Origin of the sequence: Aureispira anguillae, from assembly GCF_026000115.1 — a bacterium.
GTDB classification, from domain to species: domain Bacteria; phylum Bacteroidota; class Bacteroidia; order Chitinophagales; family Saprospiraceae; genus Aureispira; species Aureispira anguillae.
On the sequence record NZ_AP026867.1, the window covers coordinates 7,113,256 to 7,137,762 of the forward strand.

At 35.4% G+C, this 24,507-nt stretch carries 15 protein-coding genes; 1 reads left to right on the forward strand and 14 read right to left on the reverse strand.

From position 1 onward, the window contains the following. Positions 1–383 precede the first annotated feature (383 nt). From AsAng_RS27690 to AsAng_RS27745, 12 genes are all read right to left on the reverse strand, one after another. Entirely contained in the window at positions 384–902 is a 519-nt protein-coding gene (locus AsAng_RS27690) for a cupin domain-containing protein (RefSeq protein ID WP_264790396.1), read from the reverse strand. A gap of 387 nt (positions 903–1,289) precedes the next feature. Continuing rightward, entirely contained in the window at positions 1,290–4,985 is a 3,696-nt protein-coding gene (locus tag AsAng_RS27695) for an AAA family ATPase (protein ID WP_264790397.1), read from the reverse strand. A 254-nt stretch (positions 4,986–5,239) separates the two neighbouring features. Then, the gene (locus AsAng_RS27700) at positions 5,240–7,111 is read right to left on the reverse strand and encodes a T9SS type A sorting domain-containing protein (protein WP_264790398.1); all 1,872 of its coding nucleotides are present in this window, start codon (positions 7,109–7,111) and stop codon (positions 5,240–5,242) included. A 196-nt stretch (positions 7,112–7,307) separates the two neighbouring features. Then, positions 7,308–7,769: a hypothetical protein gene (locus tag AsAng_RS27705; RefSeq protein ID WP_264790399.1), complete on the reverse strand. Its 462-nt coding sequence runs from the start codon at positions 7,767–7,769 to the stop codon at positions 7,308–7,310. 338 nt (positions 7,770–8,107) lie between these two features. Beyond that, a complete protein-coding gene (locus AsAng_RS27710; protein WP_264790400.1) occupies positions 8,108–8,857 on the reverse strand; it encodes a LytR/AlgR family response regulator transcription factor in 750 nt (249 codons plus the stop codon). 9 nt (positions 8,858–8,866) lie between these two features. After that, complete coding sequence (locus AsAng_RS27715; protein WP_264790401.1) at positions 8,867–11,035, reverse strand: tetratricopeptide repeat-containing sensor histidine kinase; 2,169 nt, start codon at positions 11,033–11,035, stop codon at positions 8,867–8,869. A 243-nt stretch (positions 11,036–11,278) separates the two neighbouring features. Beyond that, positions 11,279–13,141 (reverse strand): T9SS type A sorting domain-containing protein, encoded by a 1,863-nt coding sequence (locus AsAng_RS27720; RefSeq protein ID WP_264790402.1) that lies wholly within the window; start codon positions 13,139–13,141, stop codon positions 11,279–11,281. Positions 13,142–14,010: 869 nt separating this feature from the next. Then, a complete protein-coding gene (locus tag AsAng_RS27725) occupies positions 14,011–15,873 on the reverse strand; it encodes a M61 family metallopeptidase (protein WP_264790403.1) in 1,863 nt (620 codons plus the stop codon). 224 nt (positions 15,874–16,097) lie between these two features. Then, positions 16,098–17,117, reverse strand: a complete 1,020-nt coding sequence (locus AsAng_RS27730; RefSeq protein ID WP_264790404.1) for a hypothetical protein — start codon at positions 17,115–17,117, stop codon at positions 16,098–16,100. Positions 17,118–17,293: 176 nt separating this feature from the next. After that, positions 17,294–18,427, reverse strand: a complete 1,134-nt coding sequence (locus AsAng_RS27735; protein ID WP_264790405.1) for a serine hydrolase domain-containing protein — start codon at positions 18,425–18,427, stop codon at positions 17,294–17,296. Positions 18,428–18,561: 134 nt separating this feature from the next. Then, the gene (locus AsAng_RS27740) at positions 18,562–19,614 is read right to left on the reverse strand and encodes an alpha/beta fold hydrolase (protein ID WP_264790406.1); all 1,053 of its coding nucleotides are present in this window, start codon (positions 19,612–19,614) and stop codon (positions 18,562–18,564) included. A gap of 1 nt (position 19,615) precedes the next feature. Continuing rightward, a complete protein-coding gene (locus AsAng_RS27745; protein ID WP_264790407.1) occupies positions 19,616–20,518 on the reverse strand; it encodes an AraC family transcriptional regulator in 903 nt (300 codons plus the stop codon). A 333-nt stretch (positions 20,519–20,851) separates the two neighbouring features. Between AsAng_RS27745 and AsAng_RS27750 the strand changes: the two genes are divergently transcribed. Next, on the forward strand, positions 20,852–22,447 hold the full coding sequence (locus AsAng_RS27750) for a CTP synthase (RefSeq protein WP_264790408.1): 1,596 nt from the start codon (positions 20,852–20,854) through the stop codon (positions 22,445–22,447). 65 nt (positions 22,448–22,512) lie between these two features. On the opposite strand, the gene AsAng_RS27755 is transcribed toward AsAng_RS27750, so the two are convergent. Both AsAng_RS27755 and AsAng_RS27760 read right to left on the reverse strand, forming a co-directional pair. Beyond that, positions 22,513–23,442 (reverse strand): NAD-dependent epimerase/dehydratase family protein, encoded by a 930-nt coding sequence (locus tag AsAng_RS27755; RefSeq protein ID WP_264790409.1) that lies wholly within the window; start codon positions 23,440–23,442, stop codon positions 22,513–22,515. Positions 23,443–23,610: 168 nt separating this feature from the next. Beyond that, the gene (locus tag AsAng_RS27760) at positions 23,611–24,495 is read right to left on the reverse strand and encodes a hypothetical protein (RefSeq protein ID WP_264790410.1); all 885 of its coding nucleotides are present in this window, start codon (positions 24,493–24,495) and stop codon (positions 23,611–23,613) included. Positions 24,496–24,507 lie beyond the last annotated feature (12 nt).

Here is a 24,507-nt window from a genome sequence, read left to right on the forward strand (position 1 = left end):
TTTTGCATTGCCCAAAAAGAACCAAAAACGCTAGGACTGGATGACTTCTTGGACAAAGTATCTTCTTGAAAGTTTAGGCTTTCAGAAACTCGCTTCGCTCAGACACCTGAAAACCTTATTTTTCTATAAGAAAAATAACAACTTTCTGCGGCGTACTTTGTTTCCAATCAGTCATATGCCCCCCCAAAAAAAAAACTCTAAAAATGGGTTATGTGATGCTTAGAAAATGATTCAAAGAAAGCTCATTGTCAAACGTTTCATTGCAAAAATAGTAGCAAATATATTAGGACGAATATATTTGTTTTACTCCTGAAAGTCCCTAACAAAAAAACGAGGCTACCTTTTAAGGCAGCCTCTAGAATTCAACTTCTTAGCTATATGATTTATTTTACAAATGGGTTGCCTTCTAAAACAACTTTATCACTTTTGTTTAAAGAAGGAATAGCGCAGCAGCATTGGTAGCAATACCCCATAACAACACCAAAAGGTCCTGTTTTGATTTCATACTTTTCTCCTTGAGGAATATACATCCAATCTCCAGCTTTTAGCTCTTGATCCTTGTAGTAGATAGATCCACTAATGATAAATCGTACGCCATCTCCTTCATCGTGTGAGTGCTCAGGAACCGAAATATCAGGATTACCAATAGAGATAAAAAACTGGCTTTGCTCAAAAGCAAATGGTAGCTGCCATTTTTTGAATCCTTGTGGCACGTTATCCGTAGCAAGTAAATTCGCTAGTTTGATAGAATCTTCATCTTGAGAAGTAATGATCTTGTTTCCAACTCTAGTTTGAGTTTCTTTGATAGCTTGTTGGATACGGTCAAGTCCTTCTTGAAACGTTGCTTTGTTGGGAGCAAATTTGTTCTCTAGCGTCAAACTTTCTTCTGAATACGTTTTCATGTGTATTTTTTTATAAATTAGGAAATATAGTTCACCCAATCGTTAAAAAATGGCACGACAATCCTATTAGTTGATCAACTATTTTCTAACAATTAGGTTGTACTGGAATGATAAAACAAAAGTATATATTTTTTTTAAATAAAAAATGTTTTTCGATGTTTTATTTTATATGTTAACTATTGTTAATGAGTTGATAATGTTAAATTAAAGATGTTTTGCTGTTGTTGTTGAATTGGTTTGATCTAAGGCGTATAGCGATTTTATAGATAGGTTTTAGCTTAATTATAGCGATAAAATAGGTGCAATGAAAGGGTATTGTATAGCATTTGGCTATAAGCATAAGACGGATTAGTTGAAATCCGTAGACCCAAGAAATTTTAGCCTATGTTACACCTCTGTCACCTTCAATTGACTAAAACCACCTCCTTTTTTGACCACATGAATTTGAGTTGAAATATTTTGTTTGAGCTGTTCAATGTGAGAAATAATTCCAATGGTTTTGCCCTTAGATTCTAGGGTTTGTAAAGCTCGAATGGCCACTTGTAAGGTGTCGGCATCCAAGGTGCCAAAGCCCTCATCAATAAACAGGGATTCAATGGTGGCTTGTCCACCAGCCAAATCAGACAAGCCTAAGGCTAACGCTAAACTTGCCAAAAAACTCTCGCCCCCCGAAAGTGTATTGAGAGGTCGTTTATTATTGGCCTGAAAGGTATCTACAATATCAATTTCCAGAATGTTATTGGGGCGCTTGTCCTGATAATCAGCAAATCGTTTTTCCAGATAGTAGCGACCATTGATAAAGTATCGAAGATGTTTGTTGGCAAGCTGAATTAATTTGGTTAGGGTAATGCTTTGGGCAAAAACTCGAAATTTTTTGCCATCTTTAGAACCAATTATTTCTTTGAGTGCAGCCCAGCGATCGACCTCTTTTTTATAATGGCTAATTTGATCAAGGAGCGTTTTATTCTTTTCTTCTTGAAGGGTTTGATAACGCAATTTTTCAGTGATGCTACCAATCTGTACCAACAATTCTTTGAGTTGCACTTGCAGTTGTTCACAGGCTTGTTGCGTCTGCTCTTTATCCTCTAAAGGAAGGCTTAAGGTTTTTACAATCGTTTCATATTGTTGGGCATTTAATGCTTGTTGTTCTGAGGTAAGATTATGCTGTTGTGTTAAATCTTGTTGTTGTTGAGCAATTCTTTGCGCAATTGTAGGATCTAAAATACTAGTTTTTAATTGCTCTAAGTCGTCCAACCCAATTTGTTGAATCGCTTGAAGTAAAGCAGGGCGTTTTTTATCCAACAACAATTGAAATTGAGTTTGCTGTTTTTGTTTTTCTGAAAGGATACCAAGATTGGTGGCTTGTACTTGCTCAAGTTCTTGTACTTGTTGTTTGTTTGTTTCTACAACACGACTAAGCTCATCCAGTTGTGCTATTTTGCCTTCTTTAGCCTCGTGGATAGACGAACCACTAAATAAGTCATCACGACTGGTTTGAAGTTGTTTTAATGCTGTTTGTAGAGCTGTGGCAGCTTCTTTTTTACGTTGTTCTTTTTCCTGTATATCCGTAATTTGCTCTTGCGTGTTGTTGAGTTTTAAATTAAGGTGTTCTAATTGAGCTGCTTGCTGCTGTTGTTGCTCAATTTGTTCAGCATAACTATTTCTGTACTGCTCTAACAAATCAATTGCTTTGGGCAAGTCCTCTTGAATATGATAACTAAGCAATTGTTTTTTTACGGTTTTTTGAACGGCTTCGATTGTTTGTTGGTAATGGGCAATTTCTAACGTTTGCTCCTCTTTTTGCTGCTTAAAATCCTTTAGGTACAAATCATTTTGACGAATTTGGATGTTAATATTCTCATCGTCCTTTTGGCTATTCTGAATTTTCTGATGAATTTTTTGCAAAGTGCGCTCTAACTCCAATAATTTTTTAACTCCAGTAGCGGTATCTTCAATCTGTACTTTTAGCGCATTTTTTTGATGAATAAAGGGCGCAACATAGAGTTGTTTTTGTTCTATAATCGAACGGATTTTTTCTTCTATATTGGTCAAATTATTTAAAACTACAGTTTTGCTTTTTTGTAAATCTTGAATATTCGAAAAAATAAGACGTTGAGTACTGATAATGTCTAGGTACTTTTGCTCTAATTTTTCTCTACTCGTTTTAGCTTTAGTACGATCTTGATCTGCCTTTTTTAGGGCATAATTTATATCTATCTTTAAGTTTCTAAAGGGCTGTTGGGTAGAATAACAAAGTGGACATTCAGCACCTTCTTCGAGTTGTCCTCTAAGGGCACTCAGGTTATTTTTTTCTAGTAAACCTTGATAAACGAGTTCATAATAAGCTTCCTGATTACGAATGTTAATTAGCTGTAGCTCTTGATCGAGAAAAAGTTTGTCCAAATTCTCTAATTCAGTTTGTTTACTCTCAATATCCTCATCAATTGTAATCAATTGCCCAAGTAGTTCTTGATGTTTTTTTCGTTCTTCCTCTACCTTCGTTAATTCTTCTAATAACTGCCCCATATTAGAGCTTTGTTCTTGAATGTAAGTTAGGTGCTCCTCATGAGTCAAGGACGGATCAAGGTGATATTCTTTGCAGAAAGCAGCATAAGCTTGTTGCTCTTTGGCAAGGATTGCTGAATTTTTGTCGAGGTTGAGTTGGAGTTTTTGGGCTAGGATAGCTTGTTCTTTGATTTTATGCTGAGTACTGAGCTGCTTTTTGTGTGTTGCATTTAAATTTTCTTGATGTTTTTGTAATTCTTTGTACTGATTCTTTACTTCAAAAATAGTATCAGAACCTACTAAGGGAGCATAAAACTGGTGCGCTTCTAACCATTTAGTGGTAGCGATTTGAGTTTTGAGCAGTTCCTTTTTTTCTTGACCAGCAACCTGGATCAGCTTATTTTTTACAGCGGCACTTTCTGCCAATGCACTCAAATCTTTGGCTAAAGATTGAGCAATCTTTTCTTCCGTTTCAATTTGAGCATCCAACTTAACCACCTTGTCATAAACTTGCTCAAAGGCAGCATAAGCTTCCTTTGCTGTTTTATATTGCTGGGTGAGTTGCTCTTTTTCTACGTTTAATGTTTGAAGTTGAGTCTTTGTTGTGCTTGTGCTGGCTTCAAGTTCCTGAATTTCTTGAAGGGCAGTTTTAAGCTGCTTTTGAATCTGTTCTAATTCTTCTAGGGCAGGTTTAAATTCAATCGCTTTGGAATGAAGTGCCAATTGTTCAAAATAAGGTTGCGCAACTTCTTGCTTTTCTAGGATAGCAGCCAATTGCACTGACAATTCTTTTTTTTCTTGCTGCAAGCCCTCCAACTTAAGCATGATTTGCAATTGTTCTTGTTGCGAAGTCAATACCTCTTCTTGCGTTGAGTATTGTTGCTGGACAGACTGAAGTTGTTCGACCAATAGTGCTTTTTCTTCAGGGCTTAGTAGTTGTATATTGGCATTTTGCTCTTTTAGTTTTTCCAATTCCAATTGCGCTTCTTTGTGTCGCTCAAAAGCAGCAATTGATATTTTGGAATAACGATCTGAATTGGTAATTCGCTCCAAGATAGTGCTTCTGTCTTTGGTACCTTTTAAGAATTGAGCAAATTCTCCTTGGGCTAACAAAACCGATCGAGTAAATCGTTTAAAATCTAAACCGCCCAATAATTGCTCAATGAGTTTGTCAACAGCTTTCTTTTTGGTGGCTAAAATTTTACTGCTTTTTCGATCGGGAGAAAGTTGGGCTAATTCTCTTTTGGAGTCAGCAAAAGAACCAGTACGAGTCTTGCGTAAGCTCCAACTGGCACGATAAACGATTTGAAGGCTTTCGAACTCAATTTCAGCAAAACAATCTTGGCAACCATGGGTCAAAATTTGATTTTCTTTCTTGCCTATATTCATATCCTCAAACCGAGGGACCAAGCCAAATAAGGCTAACGTAATGGCATCTAGGATGGTAGATTTGCCCGCTCCTGTATTGCCCGTAATTAAAAAAAGACCACTATCTTTTAAGGGAGATGTTTCAAAATTAATATGATAGACTCCTTTTAAGGAGTTCAAATTCTTAAGGTGTATCGACAATATTTTCATGTAACGAATATAAATCTATTGTCCTGAATAGTTTCTCTTTGGAGGGGTTAATTTATGATTTTTTGATAATGAGTGGAATATTTTGTGTCAAAGCCCCTCTACATAAAAAAAATCAGCCCTATCGTTTTTGATAGGGCTGACAACTATTTATTAAAATAGTAACGTACTTTAAAACTAATTAAGTAAACGGGCATAAAAAAGTATAGGTATTTTTTCCTGTAAATTATGGTGAACCGTTACTTAAGAATCGATGCTTATTGTTTGATTACTTTTTCAATGCGTTTTTCATTGCCTGTAACAATTTGAATCGTATAGATACCACTATTGTACTTGCCTAAGTCAACTTCCGTTGTTACTTGACCTTTTACCTCTTTTTGTAGAATCATTTGCCCAAGGCTATTAAATACTTGAATGGTGCTTGCGCTTTTGATGTCTTCAAATTGAACATTAACAACCCCGCTTGTCGGATTTGGATAAATGGGAGTAGAAGGTTTTGAACGCTCTGAAAAAGTTTCCAATTTAGATGTTCTAGGTCTTTCGCAAATATCAAACTTAAAAAGTTTGTAAACAGGATTACCGCCAGGACCAGTAGTAATCGTTGCCAAGTAATATTTGGATGGAAAGTTATACCCTGCACTAGGATATACATAATCTACTGGCTTTATGTCATGAGCCGCTGTACAATTGGTGCAAATTACTCCATTAAACATATCTGGTGAAGTAGTCCAAGTACTTAGGTCAATTTCACAAATAGACAAGCGAACAGAGTTTTCACAAGTACTAGCAGAAGCATCAATTGTTACGTCACTCCATTTACAATACACTGCAACCTCTTGAGGACCATAAAAAGTTGGATCTACGATTGTGTTGTATTCTTGATTAGTAAATTCAGCCTGAGTAGTAGCGGTTGCTTCATTACAATCAGAGCATTCGTACAACTCGTGGTATTGAGTATAATCTTGTTCTCTACCACAACTAAGAATTTTACAATCTCTTACCGTCAAATGTTTGATGCCATTGTCAATTTGCCAAGCGAGGGTATAAGTATGCTCATGAATATCATGATCGTTAAACTTTTCAAGAGTAAATGTTCCACTTGTCACTTTAGCAAGAAAAGCCATGTTGTTTTCGGATACAGCAAGGTGTGCGCTCCCTGACCCATTGGTAATAACACTTGTCGAGTAATCAGTAGGATCTACTTTTACTAATTTCCAGTTTGTATTATTAGCTTCATTCATTAAATACAAAATGTCACCATTAGGTCTAAGTCCCAAGGACTGATATAAGGCATTAGAATGGTGTAAGCTTTGACCGTTAAAGTTATATTCATGAATAAGGGGAAGTGCACCTGTATTAGGAACAGTAGGAGCGATGTAAGTGCCCGTCTTTAGTTTAATGGATCGATTGTTATACGTACCTTTATTATGCGCAATGGCAATGGTGTTTCCCTTCATGTCCATTGATAACCACCAAGTATGCCCCTGAAGCGAGTTGCTATAAGCTTCTCCTGGTTGAGAGGTAATAAAGGTATTCAAATGAGTAAAAGAGCCATTAGCATAACGGATAGCTTTGATGTGTACAGCACCATCATTCATTGGACTGCCAACCAATAAATCACCGTTAGGGGCAATTACAAAGTCAGCACTTCTTTGGAAATTAAAAACATGAAATCGACTAGATTGCATAATGGTATTGTTGCTTGTATTTAGCTCAAATCGTTTAACAAAAGTTTGAAAAATCGCAGGACTTCCTGTTGTAGAGTATCTTTCTTGATACAAGGCATACACCACTTTGCCATTATTAGGATCAAAAATGATTTTTGTTTTACCCAAATGATCATGAGAGTAATTCGAACTGGTTGCTATTAAGATTCCTTCTCCTTTAAAAAACTTAATGTTTCGCCAACACTGATTTCCAGAAGAACTGCTGTATTGACTTGAAATAGCATAATAGTTGATTGGTCTGCCATCTGGAGCGATCGTTTCAGGACCTAACGCACCAATTGAATTGTCTTGAGGGGAAGAGGGAGTGTTAATCGTTAATAAACCTCCAGAGGTATTGTATTGGGAAAAAATAGGGGCTATAAATAGCATGTAGGTTAAAAATGAAATAATTAAATTTTTCATGTTGTTGCTGTTGTTTTACAGTGCTTCTAACGTCATCAGGTCATAAAATTAAAAAGCCTAAATATTCTTTTGAGTATGAGCGTAAATCGCTGATTGGTCGTGGTTGTATTTAGGGGGAATTGTGCCAGTTGCTAGAACTACTGTTTTGGAATTTTTAAATGTTTATGAATGGGTATCTAGTTTCTAGTCAATTGAGTTAGCAACCTCCTGTTCCAATTTGATTGATGTGAAAAGTCACTAATGAGCTACTTGTTGACTGAATGAATAATTGCTTGGTTCCGCCAGAAGAAGGATCGCATAACTGTGTGTTGTTGCCATTGCAAAAAACTTGATTGTAAGAGCCTGCTGTATGGTTAAAAAAGTCATTGCCACTCGTACTAAAACGGACAACTTTATTGACTAAGACAGCTCCTGGAGGTAATAATGCACCTATGTTAGAGCTACTGCCTGGATCAATGACAACAGCGTTGCCTAAGACAGAATATTGTGCGCCATTTAAGGTATAATTGACGATTAAAGAGGCACTAACACAGCCTTGTACGCCAGTAGAAGAACTAAGGTGTTGAACCGTGATTGTTTGATAGCAATTTTTGCACTGAGCAGAAAGGCTCGCAGAGAAAAATAGTGTGATGAAGAAAGAAAAAAATAATGTTTTCATTGTGTAAAAAAAATTTGGTTTAAAAATGATTTGACTTAAATGAACATAGCATTGTTACCATTTTAGCTGCAACTAATACCTAGCATTTCACAGGATTAGAAGAAGTTATTGGAGTTCTACACCTTTTTAGGATGCTTACAAAGAAATGGAAAAAGAATAGGGGGCATATCCCATTCGATTAGTGCTAAAAGATCTAAATCGTTGAATACAAAAATAGATCTTTTAGCACTAACATATTAGGATAATGAATAACTGTAGGCTGTGTTGTTATAACTGTTGGGATTGGTTCTATAACTGTTTTTAAACAGGATATTCTAGCGCTAGGAGAGTGGTATGGATTATTTTAATTGATCAAAGTAATGTATGAGTGCTTCTCTACGGCGGACAGAGACGGCTATTGCATGGTTCTCAACCATAACCAATACATTCTTATCTCTTTTTTCATATCGAATGACATGATTAAGGTTTACAAGGAAGGAATGGTGGGTACGCATAAAATGATTTTCAGGCAAAATATCTTCATATTCACCTAATGATTTTGAACTGACTACTTTTCTTTGATTGACCAGATAAAAGGTCGTGTACCCTTTATCGGATTCACAGTAAATAATATCCTCAACTTGAATCAAATGAATATCACTCATTGTTTTGACAACAATTTTGCTGATTTCTGTTTTGGGACTGTCAAGATTTGATAGCAGTAATTCAAAATTTTTATGGATGCGTTGAGTTGCAATTTTTTCTTTGGCCTTAAGAATAGCGGTTGTCAATTCTGATGAATTGATGGGTTTGATTAAGTAATCAATGGCAGATGCTTTTAATGCCTTAACTCCATACTCATTGTGTGCGGTAACAAAAATAATATTTAGGTTCTTGATGGTAGATTGACGCAATATATCAAACCCATTGCCATCATTTAAGCTAATATCTAGAAAAATAAGGTCAGGCTTTTGGGATTGAATGGCTGCTAGGGCAGTTTTTACGCTATCGGCTTCCCGAATAGAACTAATTTCAGAAGAACAAACGGTAATTAAAGTAATCAAAGTAGCTCTAGCTAGTTCTTCGTCATCAATAATTAATACATTCATTGGGGAGAATTAAAATTTAGATTGGAATGGAATTCGGAAAGAAATTATAGTACCTGTATGGTCGCTTTTTATATCAAAATCTATTTTTCTATTTTGTTTGTTATTTAAGAATTTTAATCGCTCTTTCGTAATCGAAAGGGCACGTGATTGATGTTTTTTATGTTCTAAAGAAGTTGTATTGGATATTCCTAAGCCATTATCTTTCACTTCAATATACAATTCTTCTTTGTGTTGCTGAATCTTAATAGAGATAAGTCCCTTTTTGTCCAAGTTTTTGAGACCATGCTCTAACGAATTTTCTATAAAAGGTTGAATAAGCATGGGGGGAATGAGTACATGTTTAACATCAATGTTTTCATCGATGTTAATACGATAGTCAAATTTATCTTTAAACCGCAATAACTGTAAACTAAGGTAATTTTCTAACCATTGCAACTCTTTGGCAACGGTAATGTATTCTTGAGAAGAATTATCTAGAATAGCTCGCATCAATGTTGCAAACGAAGATAAATAATCTCCCGCTTTTATAGGGTGGTTGGTGTAGACAAAACTTTGGATGGCGACTAAAGAATTGAACAAAAAATGAGGACTCATTTGATTTCTCAACAATTTAGATTTGAGTTCATTATTGGTTGCTGCTGCATTAGCTTTGTATTGTCTTAATAATAAGATGGATATAATAAAGATTAAAAAAGCAACCCCCATAGATAAATAGAACAACTGTCTGTTTCTAACAATATCTTTAGCTTGTAATTCTTTTTCTTTTAACAACTGTTGATTTTCTAGTTCCTTTTTTTCTGTATGGTATTTTATCTCAAGGTTTTTAATATTTTTTTGATTATTTAAAACCGTAAGACTATCCTTAATTTCATTGAGTTGTGTCAAATATTCGTATGCTTTTTTATGGTTGTTGGTCGCAACAGAATTTTTTATTAAACCTTTAAGTGCATCTTTTTGCAATGGTAAGGCTGAGATTTGTTTAGCAGAATCCAGTATGCCCCTAAAAGAGGAACTGCTTTGAGAATAATTTTTTGTGGCAAAGAATAATTTAGCTTGACTGATGTAAATTTCTAATAAATTGACTCTATTGTGTACATATTCTTTCAATTCGACGGCTTTTTGGATACTTTGCTGTGCTTGTTCTAATTGATTGTTTTTTTCTAAAGCATTGCTTTTGAGAACGTAAGTGCGAACTAAATTTCCATATTCTTGTAGCGGAATAAATAATGAAATCGCCTTGTCTAAATGAAAAATGGCATTTTTCCAATCTTGAGAATGAATATAAACAACCCCCATATTCAAATAAGCAATTGCTAACCCTAAATCATTATTGACAGTAGTATAAATATCAATTGCCCTAGCTATTTTTTTTAGTGCTTCAGGATAGTCTTTTAAATAAATATCTATCGCAGCCAAACCATCTAATACATTCGCAGATTTAGCAGGTAAGTTTAAGCTATCGTATACTTCTAGGCTTTTATATAACCATTTAGAAGCTTCCTTATAGTTACTATCATTGTTGTACGTTCCACCTTTGAAGCTGTATACACGTGCAATTTCTCTCTGGTTATTTGTTTTTCTAAAGAAGTAAAGCGCACTATCTAAAAAATGAAAAGCAGAATCTGTTTGACGTTTTATACCATAGATACTGGCTATAAGGCTATAGGTGCTGCCTCTGTTATTTAAATTATCGTTGGGAACTACTTTTAATAACAATTGAGCATATTCCATCGCTTTATCAGGGGCTTTATATAAGTTTTCTATTACCAACTTCTTATAAAGAAAGACTTTATGCTCATTAATAGCTGCTTTTTTTTCTTCAATACCAGTCTTATCAAAGTAATAAAAAGCGCTGTCAAAACAAGCAATGGCCTTATTGAATTGAACACTCTTTCGATGGATATGCCCCAACTGGGTAAAAACCTCTCCTCTCTGTTCATACGCCTTTGGCGGCAACAACCTTAATGCTTCATCACCATACTTTATTGCTTTTTTAGTATCTTTTTCTTTGTACCCAACAAGTAAGGCTTGATGTAGGATTATTTTTTTATCTATGTTTGTGGTGTTGGGTAACAGTGTTTCTAAACTGTCAAGAACAGTTTGTTGGCAAAACCCTATTTGATAACAGAAGCATAAAACAATTGAGAATACAAGTCTAAAAATCCAGGAGTTGTACATTTTGGTGGTTTTTATTGAGGGAAATCAGTAGTAATAAGACGTATAAAATCGCTAAAAAATATCGTTGATAGTAGTTGGTTTGATTCTTTGAATGAAGGCATGAAGATTAGTATCTTGGTCTAATAGCTCAACAGGGAATACGCTCACAAATATAACTAGTTAACGGATAGAATTTAAAATAAATCAGCCCTACATTTTTTATTATTAAACGTAGGGCTGATAGATGTTAATAGGTAGTTAAAATTAATTTTTTTGAACTTTGAAAAGCCCAATATTGGTATGCAGGATATAAATTCCAGCGTCTAAATCTCTCAATTGTAGTTGAACCAAATGACCATTTTGCGTATAGTCAGTAGGAACTTGAGTAGAAATAAGTTGCCCTAGTGAAGTGTAAATTCTGATATAGGTAATAGGAGCATACTCACTTCTAAGTTCAAGTTGTCCCAAAGTAGGGTTGGGCATTAAGGTTACTCCCTTTCCTGTACTTGGTTCTATATATACAGAACGAATGGGAGAATAGGTATATTTCCCATTTAAATCAACTTGTTGTAATCTATAATAAGTGGTACCTGTGTTAATAAGTTGATCTGTATATTGATAATATTGGGCATGACTAGCATTCCCCAAACTAGCAACAGTAGCAATCGATTCCCAAGAGAAACCATCTTCAGATTTCTGAACATCAAAATAGGCATTGTTGGTCTCAAACTCTGTTTCCCAGTTCAGGATTGTTTCTCTATGGTTGGGATCATAGTTGACGTTGAAATGCGTTAAAGAAATGGGCAATAAAATGGTGCTATCTGCTCCGCTACCTGCTACAGAAGAACAACTAGCATCATTACAACCGCCGTTGCCACTAGTGGCGATTCCAACAACCGATGCTGGAGGGGAATTTAATAGGCGAATTGCTCCTTGACCACCGCCACCACCGCCACCGTGTGCTCTACCACTGTTTACATCTCCGCCATTTCCGCCATTAGTCATAACTTCAAGGGTACAGCCTGTTGGGATGGTATAGGTTTGGATATCTAAAAGGATAGAGCCACCAGCACCACCACCACCAATTCCATCGTTTCCACCATTTGCTGCCGTTTGCCCATTGGCTTCAATGGTTGGGGGGCTTGTACAGGATGGAACCACTAAGGTATTTGCCTTTATGAAAATAAAACCTCCTCCATTGCCACCATTGGTGGATCTACTATTATTCTGTTGACCACCGCCACCACCACCGCCTAAGAATAGTCGGTTGTTGCTAATGTAGTTATGTAAACCAATGCCAGCTGTACCGCCACAAGAATTGACCAAGGGGCAGCCCGAAGAAGTTCCTGAATAACCAGTTCCTCCATCTCCACCTGAGGTTTGATTACCTCCTCCAGCACCACCACCATTATGATGCGAACCACCACCGCCACCATTGAGTATTTTGGCACGAGCATAGCGAAAGTTGTTGTTATTATTTCTATAAATACCCTCTCCCTTTTCACCATACTGGTTAGAATTAGAAATATGCACAACCGTACCCGTTGTACAATTATAACTTCCACTTCGATTGGCTGATCTTGATCCTCCTCTAAATCCAATGCCATTGGCTATTATGCTGTGATTAAGCGTTAATTGATTGGTAACCTGAAATGCAACAACACCGCCAATATTTCCATTCCAAGGTAAGCCCGTTATTGAAGCGGTAGTTGCAAAATTAGGGGTTCCCAATTCAGGATAGCTAATGATTTGCAAACGACTGTTGTTATTGATGTTATAGGTGTTTCCAAGCGTAGACGTTAAGGTGATACTAGTCACTACACCCGCTGTCTCTGTGTGTGAAAGAATTTTCGCCACTTCAAATAGACCAGCCGATTGAATATTGTTTAAGTTGCCAAAACTATTAGTATTATTGCTACTTGAAAGGCTGTTGAGTACGGCATCTTGCACTTGAAAAATGAGTACTTCTTCTCCGTCTTCAAAGGTATCAAATGATTCATTAACATTAGAGATTGTTAATGTTGCACCTGAGAGCCCCGTGACTCTTGCATAAGCATTAATCGTTTGCGCATGGCTTGCACATAAAAATGAAAAATATAAAAAGGACAATTGTAGATAAAAACGCATATTAGACTTAATTTTATTGATGAAACCGTTTGATAGTAAAAACAATAGAATCTGTAGAGATATTAAAAGATTGCTTAGTGCGTTTGATGATTTGGGGCAAAAACCAGCCTATGCTTAAGCAAGCAAAATATGATCTATATTCATAGCATTAGAAAATATCCCTAAAGATAAAGGGGATTCCAAATTTGGGTTACTTCAACAATTAGATCTTGACTACTAGGAATAGACCTAGTAGTTGCATCTTGTGTTGCAAATAAATAGACATGAAAATGTCGTTATAAATAAACATTGGTAATGGTACATAAAGAGACTGTTATTTTGAAGATCATTTTCAAATAACGCATAGTGATATGTGAATAGTTGTTATTAACTATTTACGATAGTTGTTGATTGTGATTATTTAGATTGTGTGTGTATTAGAGTAAATTTGGTAGGAAAGGGGTGTTTACGATTAGTTTTTTTAGTTCATATGTTTTGTAATGTGTGGTTTGGTAGTTTTTTTATTTTAAATTTAAGGAATTAAAAGGATAAATGGACTGAATGGAGAAACAATAATAGTATCATTATTATTAAATTTGTTCAAAACTACAATTGCTTTTTTTTGCGTAAAGCTTGTATTAATGGTACCTATAGATGTTTTTTATGTACATTTCATGTTTTGTTTCTTGAAAAAAATAATAATGCTAATTGTTGGTTATAATTTGAATTTGATTAAGAATAACGCCAGTTTATACATATATTTTTTTTAGATTAAAAAGAGGTTGATAAAGAGGTAGATATTAAGTGCTGAACAGGTTAGAGAACAAAAAAAATACCAAAGGTCGTTCAACCTTTGGTATCTTTAGCAATGAAGTTGTTCAAAAAGGAACTTATTCAGACAGATAATTTCCCAACCATGCTTTGCGTAGTTTTATTTTTTCTTGACTAGCTTTTTCGTCAACAATCAAGGCGTGGGTTACTTCAACAGGAACCTTTTGAAGAATGCCATTGAGTTCTTTTTCTTCATATTCTCCAGCATCATTTTTGCGCAAAACAGTAATCGTTAATTCTACTCCTTCTTTGGCAGACATTTGATGTTGTCCCAAAACGCTTTGCAAAGATTGCATGGTTAATTCTTGCCCTTGCCATTTGTATAATAAATCACCACCTTTTAGCCCTAAAATATCTTTACCAAAGGCGTCAATACCATTTTCTTTTATTTCAATTAGGCTTTTCGCAAAGTTAAAGCTAACGCCTCTGTTTAAGTCAAAACCAAAGGGCGAAAGTTCTGTGATAATTCCCTTCTCTTGGTAAGATACACCAAATTGATCCATCATTTCTTGTATAGGAAGCGGTTCAGCCCCTGCAACATAACGCTTAAAGAAATCTTTCATCTCTTTTTTATAACCTGTTACCTTTCCAATTTCTTTAAATAGGCATTTATCTTTAAAAGGTTTGTCAATACCATATTTTTTAGACAAATCACTCATCATATCCTGAACGCCATAACTACCATTCGATAATTTACGAAGTTTCATATCTAGACACATATTAATTAGAGCCCCTTTTAGATATACATTAGCATATTGAGATTTGTTTTCATCCAAGCAGGTTTTGCTCATTACCGTAAAAGGAATGGCTTGATTAAATGATTCTGCTTGACGAATTTTTTGACTCATTGTTGCTAAAAACTGTTGAATTGAAACTAATTTTTGCTTGACTTGAACATGTTGAGCAGCATATTCTGTTCCTCCTTCATATAGCCATAAGTGCTCTGACATTTTGGGATTGATAAAATCAAAATCATGAATTTCTTTAGAATGGATATTCAATGGAGTTACAATATGAAAAAATTCATGCGCTGCAACATCTCTAATGGTTTGACTAATTGCAGATGGATCGCCCTCAAATAAGCAATAAAACGAGGAGTAGGAATGCTCTAAAGCTCCTGCTGCACCCGAAAGGTAAAAATTACCTTCTTCATTTAAGAAAACCAAAAATGCATAACGATCAACTGGTAATTCGCCGCCTAAATATTGGCGTTGTGCTTCTAAAATAGGTTTGATGTCGGCAACCAAGTCTTTAGAATTTACACGTCCAGAAGGGGAGTAGGTATGAATAAGCACAGTTGCTTTTCCTACTTTTATGGTAGCAGTATCAGGCGCACTAAAAAGGATAGGGTTGTCTACTAAAAAGTTGTAACTACTAGCTTCAAAAATATCGGTATCAGCATCTCCTCCAATACGCTTCATTGCTGTACCCCCAAAAAACTTCTTAGGGCGGTCTACTTCTATTTTAAAAGGAAGTTTTTCGTACTTCTTAAAATAACCAAAGATACCATGATTGTTAAAAACAAAAACATCGCTGTCAATATTGGTTCCCGCAGGTTCAAAAATAACATTTTTCTTATCCGTATCCCAAGTATCTTCTACTTGATAGCTTATTTTTGATACTGATTTTGCATCCAATATTTTCCAAGTATTGGCATCAGGGTGTTCTACGGTAAGTTCCTTACCATTTTTATCCAATGCCTTAAAATCAACAACAAATCGACCAAAATCATAAACACTATAAGTTCCAGGAACCATAGCTGGCAAATGGAAGTAAAGCGTTTTTTGTTTTAGCTCAGGAACGTTTAGTTCAACGGCGATTTTATCGTTTTTTACCTCATTAAGGTTTACTTTATACTCATAAGTTTGTGCCAATAGATTGAACGTAGCCAAACTTAATAAGCTAACCAATAATTTTTTCATCTTTAATATTTATTTATTTGTGGTTGTCTGTACCAGCTGTAATATAGAATGGGTAGGGCAAGAATTGCATTATAATCAAGAACCTACTTATAGCTGCAAATATAAACTCAAAAGGTATATGTTTTGTAATTTTTTCGATGAATCTTAAATTTTGTTCTGCTAATAATCATAAAAAAAGCTACCTCAAAAGGTAGCTTGTATACGTTCGTGTTATTTAGGTAATTTTATTTTAAGTCTGACCATTTCTTAGGCTCATCTGTTATCAATTTTTCTTCAATATATAATAACTCTATTGCATCATATTGCGTAATTAATTTAGGGCTTGCTTGTTGTATAGACCACCGCTGCTGAACGTCTAGTTCTAGGTAAGTTTTTTGAAATTTATTAAACGCTAATTCTTCCCAATACAAGTGAAAAGCTTCTTGGAGTGCAACTAAAACCTCTGCATATTGTTGATAAGTAACGGTTTTATTCATGCGCAAATTAATCCATAAATATTGCTTAGGGCTTGCCTTCTCATAACTATTGGCATAGTTTTTTGCCAATTCGCTCTGAACGAGTGAGCCCAAAACCATGGGGTTTGCTTGACGCCCTTTGAATATTATTTCGTTATTTTCTCGAAGATCAATGTGTAAGATATTTTGGGGAATGTAATGTTCTGGGCGAGTAGCCTTGGGGGCTAAGCCGAGGTGGATATTTTTATCTTTGGTTAAATGCTCTGAGTTAGGGTGGAGGGTAGAAAATGTCCCAATAGCGCTATTGCTTCCTCTAGTATTACTGGCATAATAAGCACAAGCTTCTTCTAATACCGTAAAAGGTAGTATATCGAGAGGAAGATACTGTTTTTGTTCTGGGGTCATGCTCTCGTACATTGCTAAGTGTAGACTCTTATTGCCATAAATTTGAACCCAAGCATAAATATCTTGTAAATAATGGATTGGCAAATTAGTAGGTGCCTCTAATTTTAGATTACTTTGCTGAATGGCTTCAGCCGTTAAATTTTCAAATTTTTGATCTAAATATTGATATAGTTTTTGTTGGCTAAATTCAACCGTTTGTTTGTCCAATACCCAATGTGCTTTGCCATCGGTATATTGTACCACCAAAAGAATAGCACCATAATCATTACCTTGATTGAGATATTGAGAACTAATGTTAGGTAACTCAATAGTTTGTGCTACAATGGAATTGGATAAAAGAATACTAGAAAGGACGAAAAGTGAGAGGTGTCGAACTAGTTTCATATATTTGTTGTTTTTGACATAGCTTAGATCCAATTGGGAAAGTTGTCCTAGACTATTGTAATTGTAAATAAAAGTATCTTCAATAATAAACGGTTTTGGGATAGGACTAAATAGGGCAATCTGCTTAATTGGTACAAGAAATTATTAATATAACTATAATTTTTGTGCCAAAGAAATTATGAATTATTATAAATAGACAGCAAGCGCTTTTTTAGTGTATAAACGGCTTTAGTTGCATAAATATTGGATGCATTAATAAAAATGACAATCGCCAAGTCTTTTTCTTTTAAAATGCTAGTGTGCGTGTAGAACGTTCCTGCACTGCCATCGTGTGTACTAATATGCACATCGTTACGAAGCAAGCGAGTCCAACCCATTGCATAATTCTCCCTACCATAATGTACATAATCATAAGTACTTGCTTTTAGGGCATTGTCTTTTCCTCTAAGTCCTTGAAGGTGGGCTTGTACAAATTTAGAATAGGCTTCGATAGACATACTCAAATCACCAGAAGGTGCAATAATATCTTCCATTTGAAACATATTGCGTGCCGTAACGGCACGTAGATTAGAGTCTAGGGGATTGGAGGAGTGATGCCCAAAAGGCTGATCGGGATTGTCATCGGTCGGCCACCCAATGGTAGCATGACAACCAATTGGTAAAAGAACATCATTAATAATTGCTTCTTCCCAAGCCACACCGCTAACTTTCTCTAACATTGTTGCTGCAATAGAATAACCTGCATTGGAGTATTCATACCCTTCTTTATTTCCTACTTTTGCTGGATTTTGTTTGAGCAGCCATTTGGAAAAAGATCGGCGTTTTTCCATTGGGTCACCCAAAAAATGAGGTAAGCTTGCCAAGTCCATCGCACTGGTAAAGGGCTGTATTTTGGCTCGATGACACAACAAATCTGAAAGTGTAATTTGATGATAGGTTTTGAGGGCATCATCTTTCCAGTGTGGAAAAACATCCAATACTTTAGTGTCCCATTCAATTAAGCCGCTTTCTACCATACTTGCTGCCCAATGAGCAGTAATTGCTTTGGTGGTAGAACCTAGATGAAAACGGTCACTTAATAAAACCTTATCTTTGCTGTGAATTCGTCGAATACCATTCACGGCAATGGCTTCAATTTTGTCGCTTCTAATTACAGCAGCAGCCATGGCTGGCATTTTGTATTGTGTCCGTACTTTTTGGAGCAATAAGTTCAGGTCTTTCAATTCATCAATAGATTGATTTTCTAATTTAGAACTTGGAGAACAAGCCCATAAAGTGATGATAATTAGATATAGTGGTAATCGATGCATTTGTGTTGTAGTTTTGTGTGGATGTAAATGAACTCACTAAAGAACAGTCTAATGGGGCAGAGAAATGAGGTAATCATAGTTATGCTATGATTACCTAGTATTTAATAACGGATCAGGTTTTGTTCATAAGTTGATTAATCGAATGCCTGTTTTACTACTTTTCCAAATTCAATTGGTTGTTCATTAAAAGGAAAGTGACTTGCATTTTTTATGGTTTTTAATTGAGCATGAGGAATATGTTGTAAATAATCGGTTAAGCTTTCTAGGGGAATAATGTCATCTTCGCCATAAATAATTAAAGTAGGAATTTGAATTTGTTTTAGATAAGGAGTGTAATCATGGACTTTTCCCATGCTAAAAAACATGGCGTATTGACACCAACCTCCAATACCAGAAAGGGAGTTTTTTATCTTATTATGGGTGGCTGCCTCAAAATATGTTATGAATTCTTTATTGAGTTCAATTAATTGTTGTTCTGACTTTTCAAAAATAGTATTAAAATCTAAGAATCTTTTAATATATTCCTTGTATTCTGCTTTTAGATGTTCGGGAAGTCGATCTTCAACTTCATCGTATAACCCCTTTGATGTACTGGGCATTTTCATGACGTTGGCAGGGGTTACTAAAACTAAATTTTTTACTTTTTCAGGAAATTCAATGGCATACAGACTTGCTAAGAAGCCTCCAAAAGAGTGACCAATAATATTTATTTTTTCAACGCCAATTTTTTGCCTAATTTGTTCTATATCCGAAATTTGAGCAGGCAAACCTAAATTTGTATGCAACTGCATCATATTGTTATAATAGTTATCCTCCTCAAAAACATCAAACGGGCGACTAGATTTTCCGCATCCTCTTTGGTCATAATAATAAAACTTATAGCTAGAAGTCAAGGAGTCCAAACCTTTCCATGCTGAGTGGTAGGGAATTCCAGGTCCACCATGTATAATTAAAACAGGTTCTCCCGTTCCTTTGGTAAAGTAATTGAGAGAGATGTTTTTACTAATTTTAAATGTATTAGAATTGTCCTCTAGGTGATTATTTTTTAGTAAATGAGTATAGGTTGAATCTTGGCGCAAATCAGTAGGAGTATACAATGGGGCAGAGAAAAAATAAGAAAGTATCTGATAGCCTACCAAAGCAATAAGGGCTACTAGTATTGCTAAAATAATTATTTTCCTTTTCATTTTACATAGATTTTATGGGCACACAAATTTCAATAATGCTTTTCTTTTTAGGATGATTTTTAGGGTTGTTGCAATAAATTTCATAGCAAGCTCTCCTTTCATTTGGAATGAAACCATTTTCGCTAACCCAAATCATCATAGCCTGCCAAGCTTGTTCAAATTCTTTAAAGTAAAGCTCAAATTTACCAACAGCATATTTTCCAGCCTCAATGGTTCTAACGTTCACCCCATCGCTCGCATGAATCGCTTGTGTTAATTCAATACAAGCACTCTGTCTAATTTTATTAATGTCCGTGACCTCAGGGTTGTCATGATAACAGGTTAGGGTTCGATTAGCCATAAGCCCTTTAGATGCCGCCCAATGCATCAGTTTTCCATAGGCATTACCGATTTGATCAAATGCTCCAATGTGGGTAACATAGGCAATTTGAATAGCAGGCATTCGTTTGATTTCAATTTTTGTATGCATTGCAATAAATTTTAAATGATGATTAATATTGCAAATGTATTGGTCTATTTGTGCTTTTTTTTGTCCATTCTTGCTATTCACTTGTTTTATCTTACTAAACTCCTGCGCATTTTTTTTTAAATAAGAAGGACTAATTCCATAATACTTTTTAAATGCTTTTGAAAAACTAGAACTACTATTAAAACCATTGTTAAAAGCTATTTCAGAAATGCCAAGACTTTTGTCTATTTTTAGTTGATAGGCAGCACGTTCAATTCGTTTTCTTAGAATAAACTGATTTAAGTTTTCTCCAACAATAGATGAAAATAGTCGATGGAAATGAAAAGGGGAATACAGTGCTACTTTTGAAACGATGGCAAGGTTTAGCGGCTGATCAAGATTTAAATCTATAAACTCCATCGCTTTGTAAATCCTTTCTATATAAATTTTATTCATCCTTTTAGTCGTTGATTGTAAAAAAAAATCAATATATGAGTTGTTTGACGGTTATTTTGTTAGAAGCCAAGGAGTAGCAGCGCAGTATTAGTAAAATAATAAAAAATTTAAAAAAGAACCAACGCTGAGTCCCCAAATTACTTTCTCAAAATTGCTAACTAAACTGTTTTGGCGTTATTTTTAGAACCATCTTTTTTCGAATTAAAACTTGAAAGAAAAATATAGACAACTATTGTGTTAAATAATTTTAAGTCTTTATACCCAAAAATCATCTAAAAAAGGGTACTTTTGCGCGCAATTGGTTCAAACTTTCTTAATTCTTCGCAATTAATCATGGCTAAGTACATCTTTGTAACAGGGGGCGTAAGCTCTTCTCTCGGAAAAGGAATTATTGCTGCATCTACTGCAAAATTATTACAAGCGCGCGGTTTTTCCGTCACCATCCAAAAATTCGACCCTTATATTAATGTGGATCCTGGAACGCTTAATCCTTATGAGCATGGCGAATGCTTTGTAACGGATGACGGAGCAGAAACGGATTTGGATTTGGGGCATTACGAACGATTCTTAAATATTCCAACTTCTCAAGCAAATAACGTAACAACAGGAAGAATCTATCAAACTGTTATCAACAAAGAGCGTGAAGGTGCGTATTTAGGTAAAACAGTTCAGATTATCCCACACATTACAGACGAAATTAAACGTCGAATGCAATTGATCTCCAATACGGGAGAATACGATATTGTAATTACCGAAATAGGAGGAACGGTAGGGGATATAGAGTCCTTGCCTTATGTGGAAGCTATTCGCCAATTGCGTTGGGAGTTGGGAGCAGACAACTGCTTGACCATTCACCTAACCTTGGTGCCATTTTTAAGTGCAGCAGGCGAATTAAAAACCAAACCAACTCAGCATTCTGTTAAGGAATTATTGAGTGCAGGAGTACAACCTGATATCTTGGTTTGTCGCACAGAACATCCATTGTCTTCTAATATTCGTAGAAAATTGTCCTTATTCTGCAACTTGGCACCAACTGCTGTTATTGAAGCAAGAGATGCTGCCAGTATTTATGATGTTCCAATTTTAATGTTGAAAGAGAAGTTGGATATTACGGTTATTTCTATGTTGCGTTTGGCTGATCGAAAAGAGCCTGATTTGAGAAAATGGAAGACTTTCTTAGGGCATCTAAAAAATCCAGTGAATGAAATTAGAGTAGGATTAATAGGGAAGTACATTGAATTGCAAGATGCTTACAAATCTATCCTAGAGGCTTTTGTGCATGCTGGTGTTGCCAATGAGTGCAAAGTGCATGTGGTACCAATGGCATCCGAAGAAATCACAGATGCCAATGTGGCTAAAAAACTGGAAGAGTTGGATGGTATTTTGGTTGCTCCTGGTTTTGGAGAACGTGGAATAGAGGGCAAAATTCATGCAATCCGTCATGCTCGTGAAAACAACCTACCTTTCTTTGGTATCTGTCTGGGAATGCAATGTGCTGTTGTTGAATTTGCTCGCAATGTATTGGGCTTAGAAGGGGCTTGTTCTACTGAAATGAACGAAAAAACTAAGCACCCTGTAATTGGTTTGATGGAAGAACAAAAAGGCATCAACCAAAAAGGTGGAACAATGCGCCTTGGGGCTTATCCTTGTCATCTTGAAAAAGATTCTAGAGCACGTCGCATTTATGGTCGCAAAGCCATCAAAGAACGCCATCGTCATCGTTATGAATTTAACAATGAGTATTTGGATGCCGTTAAAGAGGCAGGATTGATTCCTTCAGGTATTAACCCAGACTCTAACTTAGTAGAGGTAGTTGAAATTCCAGAACACAAGTGGTTTGTAGGTGTTCAATTTCATCCAGAATATAAAAGTACAGTAGAAAATCCACATCCTTTGTTTGTGAATTTTATTGCTGCTTGTTTAAAATAATATAGGATACATTTCTAGATAAAATCAGAAGATCGCTAATGGGAAAATTTTCCGTTAGCGATTTTTTATTGCTGTTCCAATAACCAGTTCCAAGTTTGTTCAATTCCCGTTTCTATTGAGACCTCAGGTTGCCAGTTTAGGATTTGTTGTGCTCGTTGGATCGAAAGAATGTTAACAGGGACATCAAAACTACGCCCCTCTAAATAATTAATGTTAGGATTTTTTTGGCTTACTTTTTTACACACTGCTAAAATTTCATTGAGGGAATATCCTAAACCAGAGCCAATGTTAAAAATTTTAGGTGTTCCCTTGTATTCCAAACTATTAACAATGCTTTGTGCAACATCTGTAACATAAACATAATCTCGAACAACCTCGCCATCTCCCCAAATTTCAATGGTTTGATTTTGCATGATTTTTTGTAGCCAAATGCCAATTACCCCTTGGTTTTTGGTTAGATTTTGGCGAGTTCCATAGGCATTGGCAATTCTAAAAATAGAATAATCTAAGCCCTTATTCTGATAGAAAAAATGCAAATAACGTTCAAATGCCATTTTTGAAATTCCATAAGCCGAGATGGGACGAATAGGATGTTGCTCATCAATAGGGGTATAAAGCGGAACCCCATATAAGGCACCACCCGTAGAGACAAAGATGACTTTCTTAACCTTGGCTTGAACGGCTGCTTCTAACAAATGAATACTGCCTATGATGTTGCTTTGCGCATCATAAATAGGATTTTCCGAAGCGGTTTTAGGAACGGTAGTCCATGCAATATGAATGATGATATCCGTCTGTTTCAACGCTTGTAGAACCAATTGATAGTTGCCAAAATTGCCCCGAACAATATTGATTTTCGTTTGTAGATGTTGAATATTGGGGTGGATACTAGAGCTGGAGGTCAATACCGTAATATCGTGCCCTTGTTGCAGCAAAAGTTCTACAATGTGAGACCCCATAAAACCTGTTCCGCCTGTTACAAATACTTTTGCCATACCAATTTTATTATTTGTTTGTTTTACTCCTGAATGTTGGTTAGTGATGTGGTTGCTTATTGGTGTATAAGGTCGTAAAGAATAAGCGCTAATCTCAAAGCTTAAATATGAGGTTTTGGATGGATTAAATCGCTCTTGTTATCTACTGATAATCTCTCAGAATATAAATTATTTTATAAGCGAATTTAGAGTATCAGTTAATTTTTGTTTTTCTTCTGTGCTTAATGTTTCTGTGTATTCAAGAAATTTTAATGCAAATTTTCTAAGGGCATTATTGAACCACTTCTCATTTTTTTGCGCTTTGTTTGATTGTACAATATTTAGCCACTCCGAAGCTAGATAGTCTTGCCAATCAGCTAAAAGTTTAATTTTAGATTGGTTCTGAGAACTATCGTAGTTGATAAAAAGGATATTGTTTTTGACCGCTCTATTTTTTTTATTCCACTGTTGGAGTGTGTTAAATCCAATTTGAGGACGAGGACTTCGATCTGGAAAAGGTAACTTTTCTGTAATACTATTTATATAATGCCCTGTCGAAACAATTGTTTTTTTTTCACTTCTTTTTACAAAAATAACCCACTCAAATGGTGCAACCTGTTGAACACTAGAACCTGGAATATTATTGTTTTTAGTTGATTTTAGCTCTAATGATTCAAAATAGGATGTCTCTCCATCACTAATTTCTAAATATAAATCAGGGCTTGTATAAACAGCATTTTTTGTTTCGGAGATTTTCTTTTTCTTGGTTTCGTCAAGCTCTGCTGGCAAGAAGACATTAATGACTTGAAAGGTATTAAAGCGATCAATTTTTATAGTGATTGGATTGGAATCTATATTAATACACAGAGATTTTAGATTGGTCCCTTTAATAGTCGGGTTTTTAAGAATGTATTCTTTGAAATATCTTTTTACAAATTCATCTGTATTAGCTTCTTCAGATTGAAATTTGATTGAATTAAGTTCGTTTTGGGTTGAATTTATTTTGTCCTCTAGTATGTAAAAATAAAGATGCAGAAATGAATTTAAGTAGTTTATTTTTAGCCCTTTGTTCATGATGGTGTTTTG

Coding starts and splice junctions, on each gene's coding strand:
- AsAng_RS27690 (WP_264790396.1), bottom strand. CDS start 902: ATGAAAACGTATTCAGAAGAAAGTTTGACGCTAGAGAACAAATTTGCT.
- AsAng_RS27695 (WP_264790397.1), bottom strand. CDS start 4,985: ATGAAAATATTGTCGATACACCTTAAGAATTTGAACTCCTTAAAAGGA.
- AsAng_RS27700 (WP_264790398.1), bottom strand. CDS start 7,111: ATGAAAAATTTAATTATTTCATTTTTAACCTACATGCTATTTATAGCC.
- AsAng_RS27705 (WP_264790399.1), bottom strand. CDS start 7,769: ATGAAAACATTATTTTTTTCTTTCTTCATCACACTATTTTTCTCTGCG.
- AsAng_RS27710 (WP_264790400.1), bottom strand. CDS start 8,857: ATGAATGTATTAATTATTGATGACGAAGAACTAGCTAGAGCTACTTTG.
- AsAng_RS27715 (WP_264790401.1), bottom strand. CDS start 11,035: ATGTACAACTCCTGGATTTTTAGACTTGTATTCTCAATTGTTTTATGC.
- AsAng_RS27720 (WP_264790402.1), bottom strand. CDS start 13,141: ATGCGTTTTTATCTACAATTGTCCTTTTTATATTTTTCATTTTTATGT.
- AsAng_RS27725 (WP_264790403.1), bottom strand. CDS start 15,873: ATGAAAAAATTATTGGTTAGCTTATTAAGTTTGGCTACGTTCAATCTA.
- AsAng_RS27730 (WP_264790404.1), bottom strand. CDS start 17,117: ATGAAACTAGTTCGACACCTCTCACTTTTCGTCCTTTCTAGTATTCTT.
- AsAng_RS27735 (WP_264790405.1), bottom strand. CDS start 18,427: ATGCATCGATTACCACTATATCTAATTATCATCACTTTATGGGCTTGT.
- AsAng_RS27740 (WP_264790406.1), bottom strand. CDS start 19,614: ATGAAAAGGAAAATAATTATTTTAGCAATACTAGTAGCCCTTATTGCT.
- AsAng_RS27745 (WP_264790407.1), bottom strand. CDS start 20,518: ATGAATAAAATTTATATAGAAAGGATTTACAAAGCGATGGAGTTTATA.
- AsAng_RS27750 (WP_264790408.1), top strand. CDS start 20,852: ATGGCTAAGTACATCTTTGTAACAGGGGGCGTAAGCTCTTCTCTCGGA.
- AsAng_RS27755 (WP_264790409.1), bottom strand. CDS start 23,442: ATGGCAAAAGTATTTGTAACAGGCGGAACAGGTTTTATGGGGTCTCAC.
- AsAng_RS27760 (WP_264790410.1), bottom strand. CDS start 24,495: ATGAACAAAGGGCTAAAAATAAACTACTTAAATTCATTTCTGCATCTT.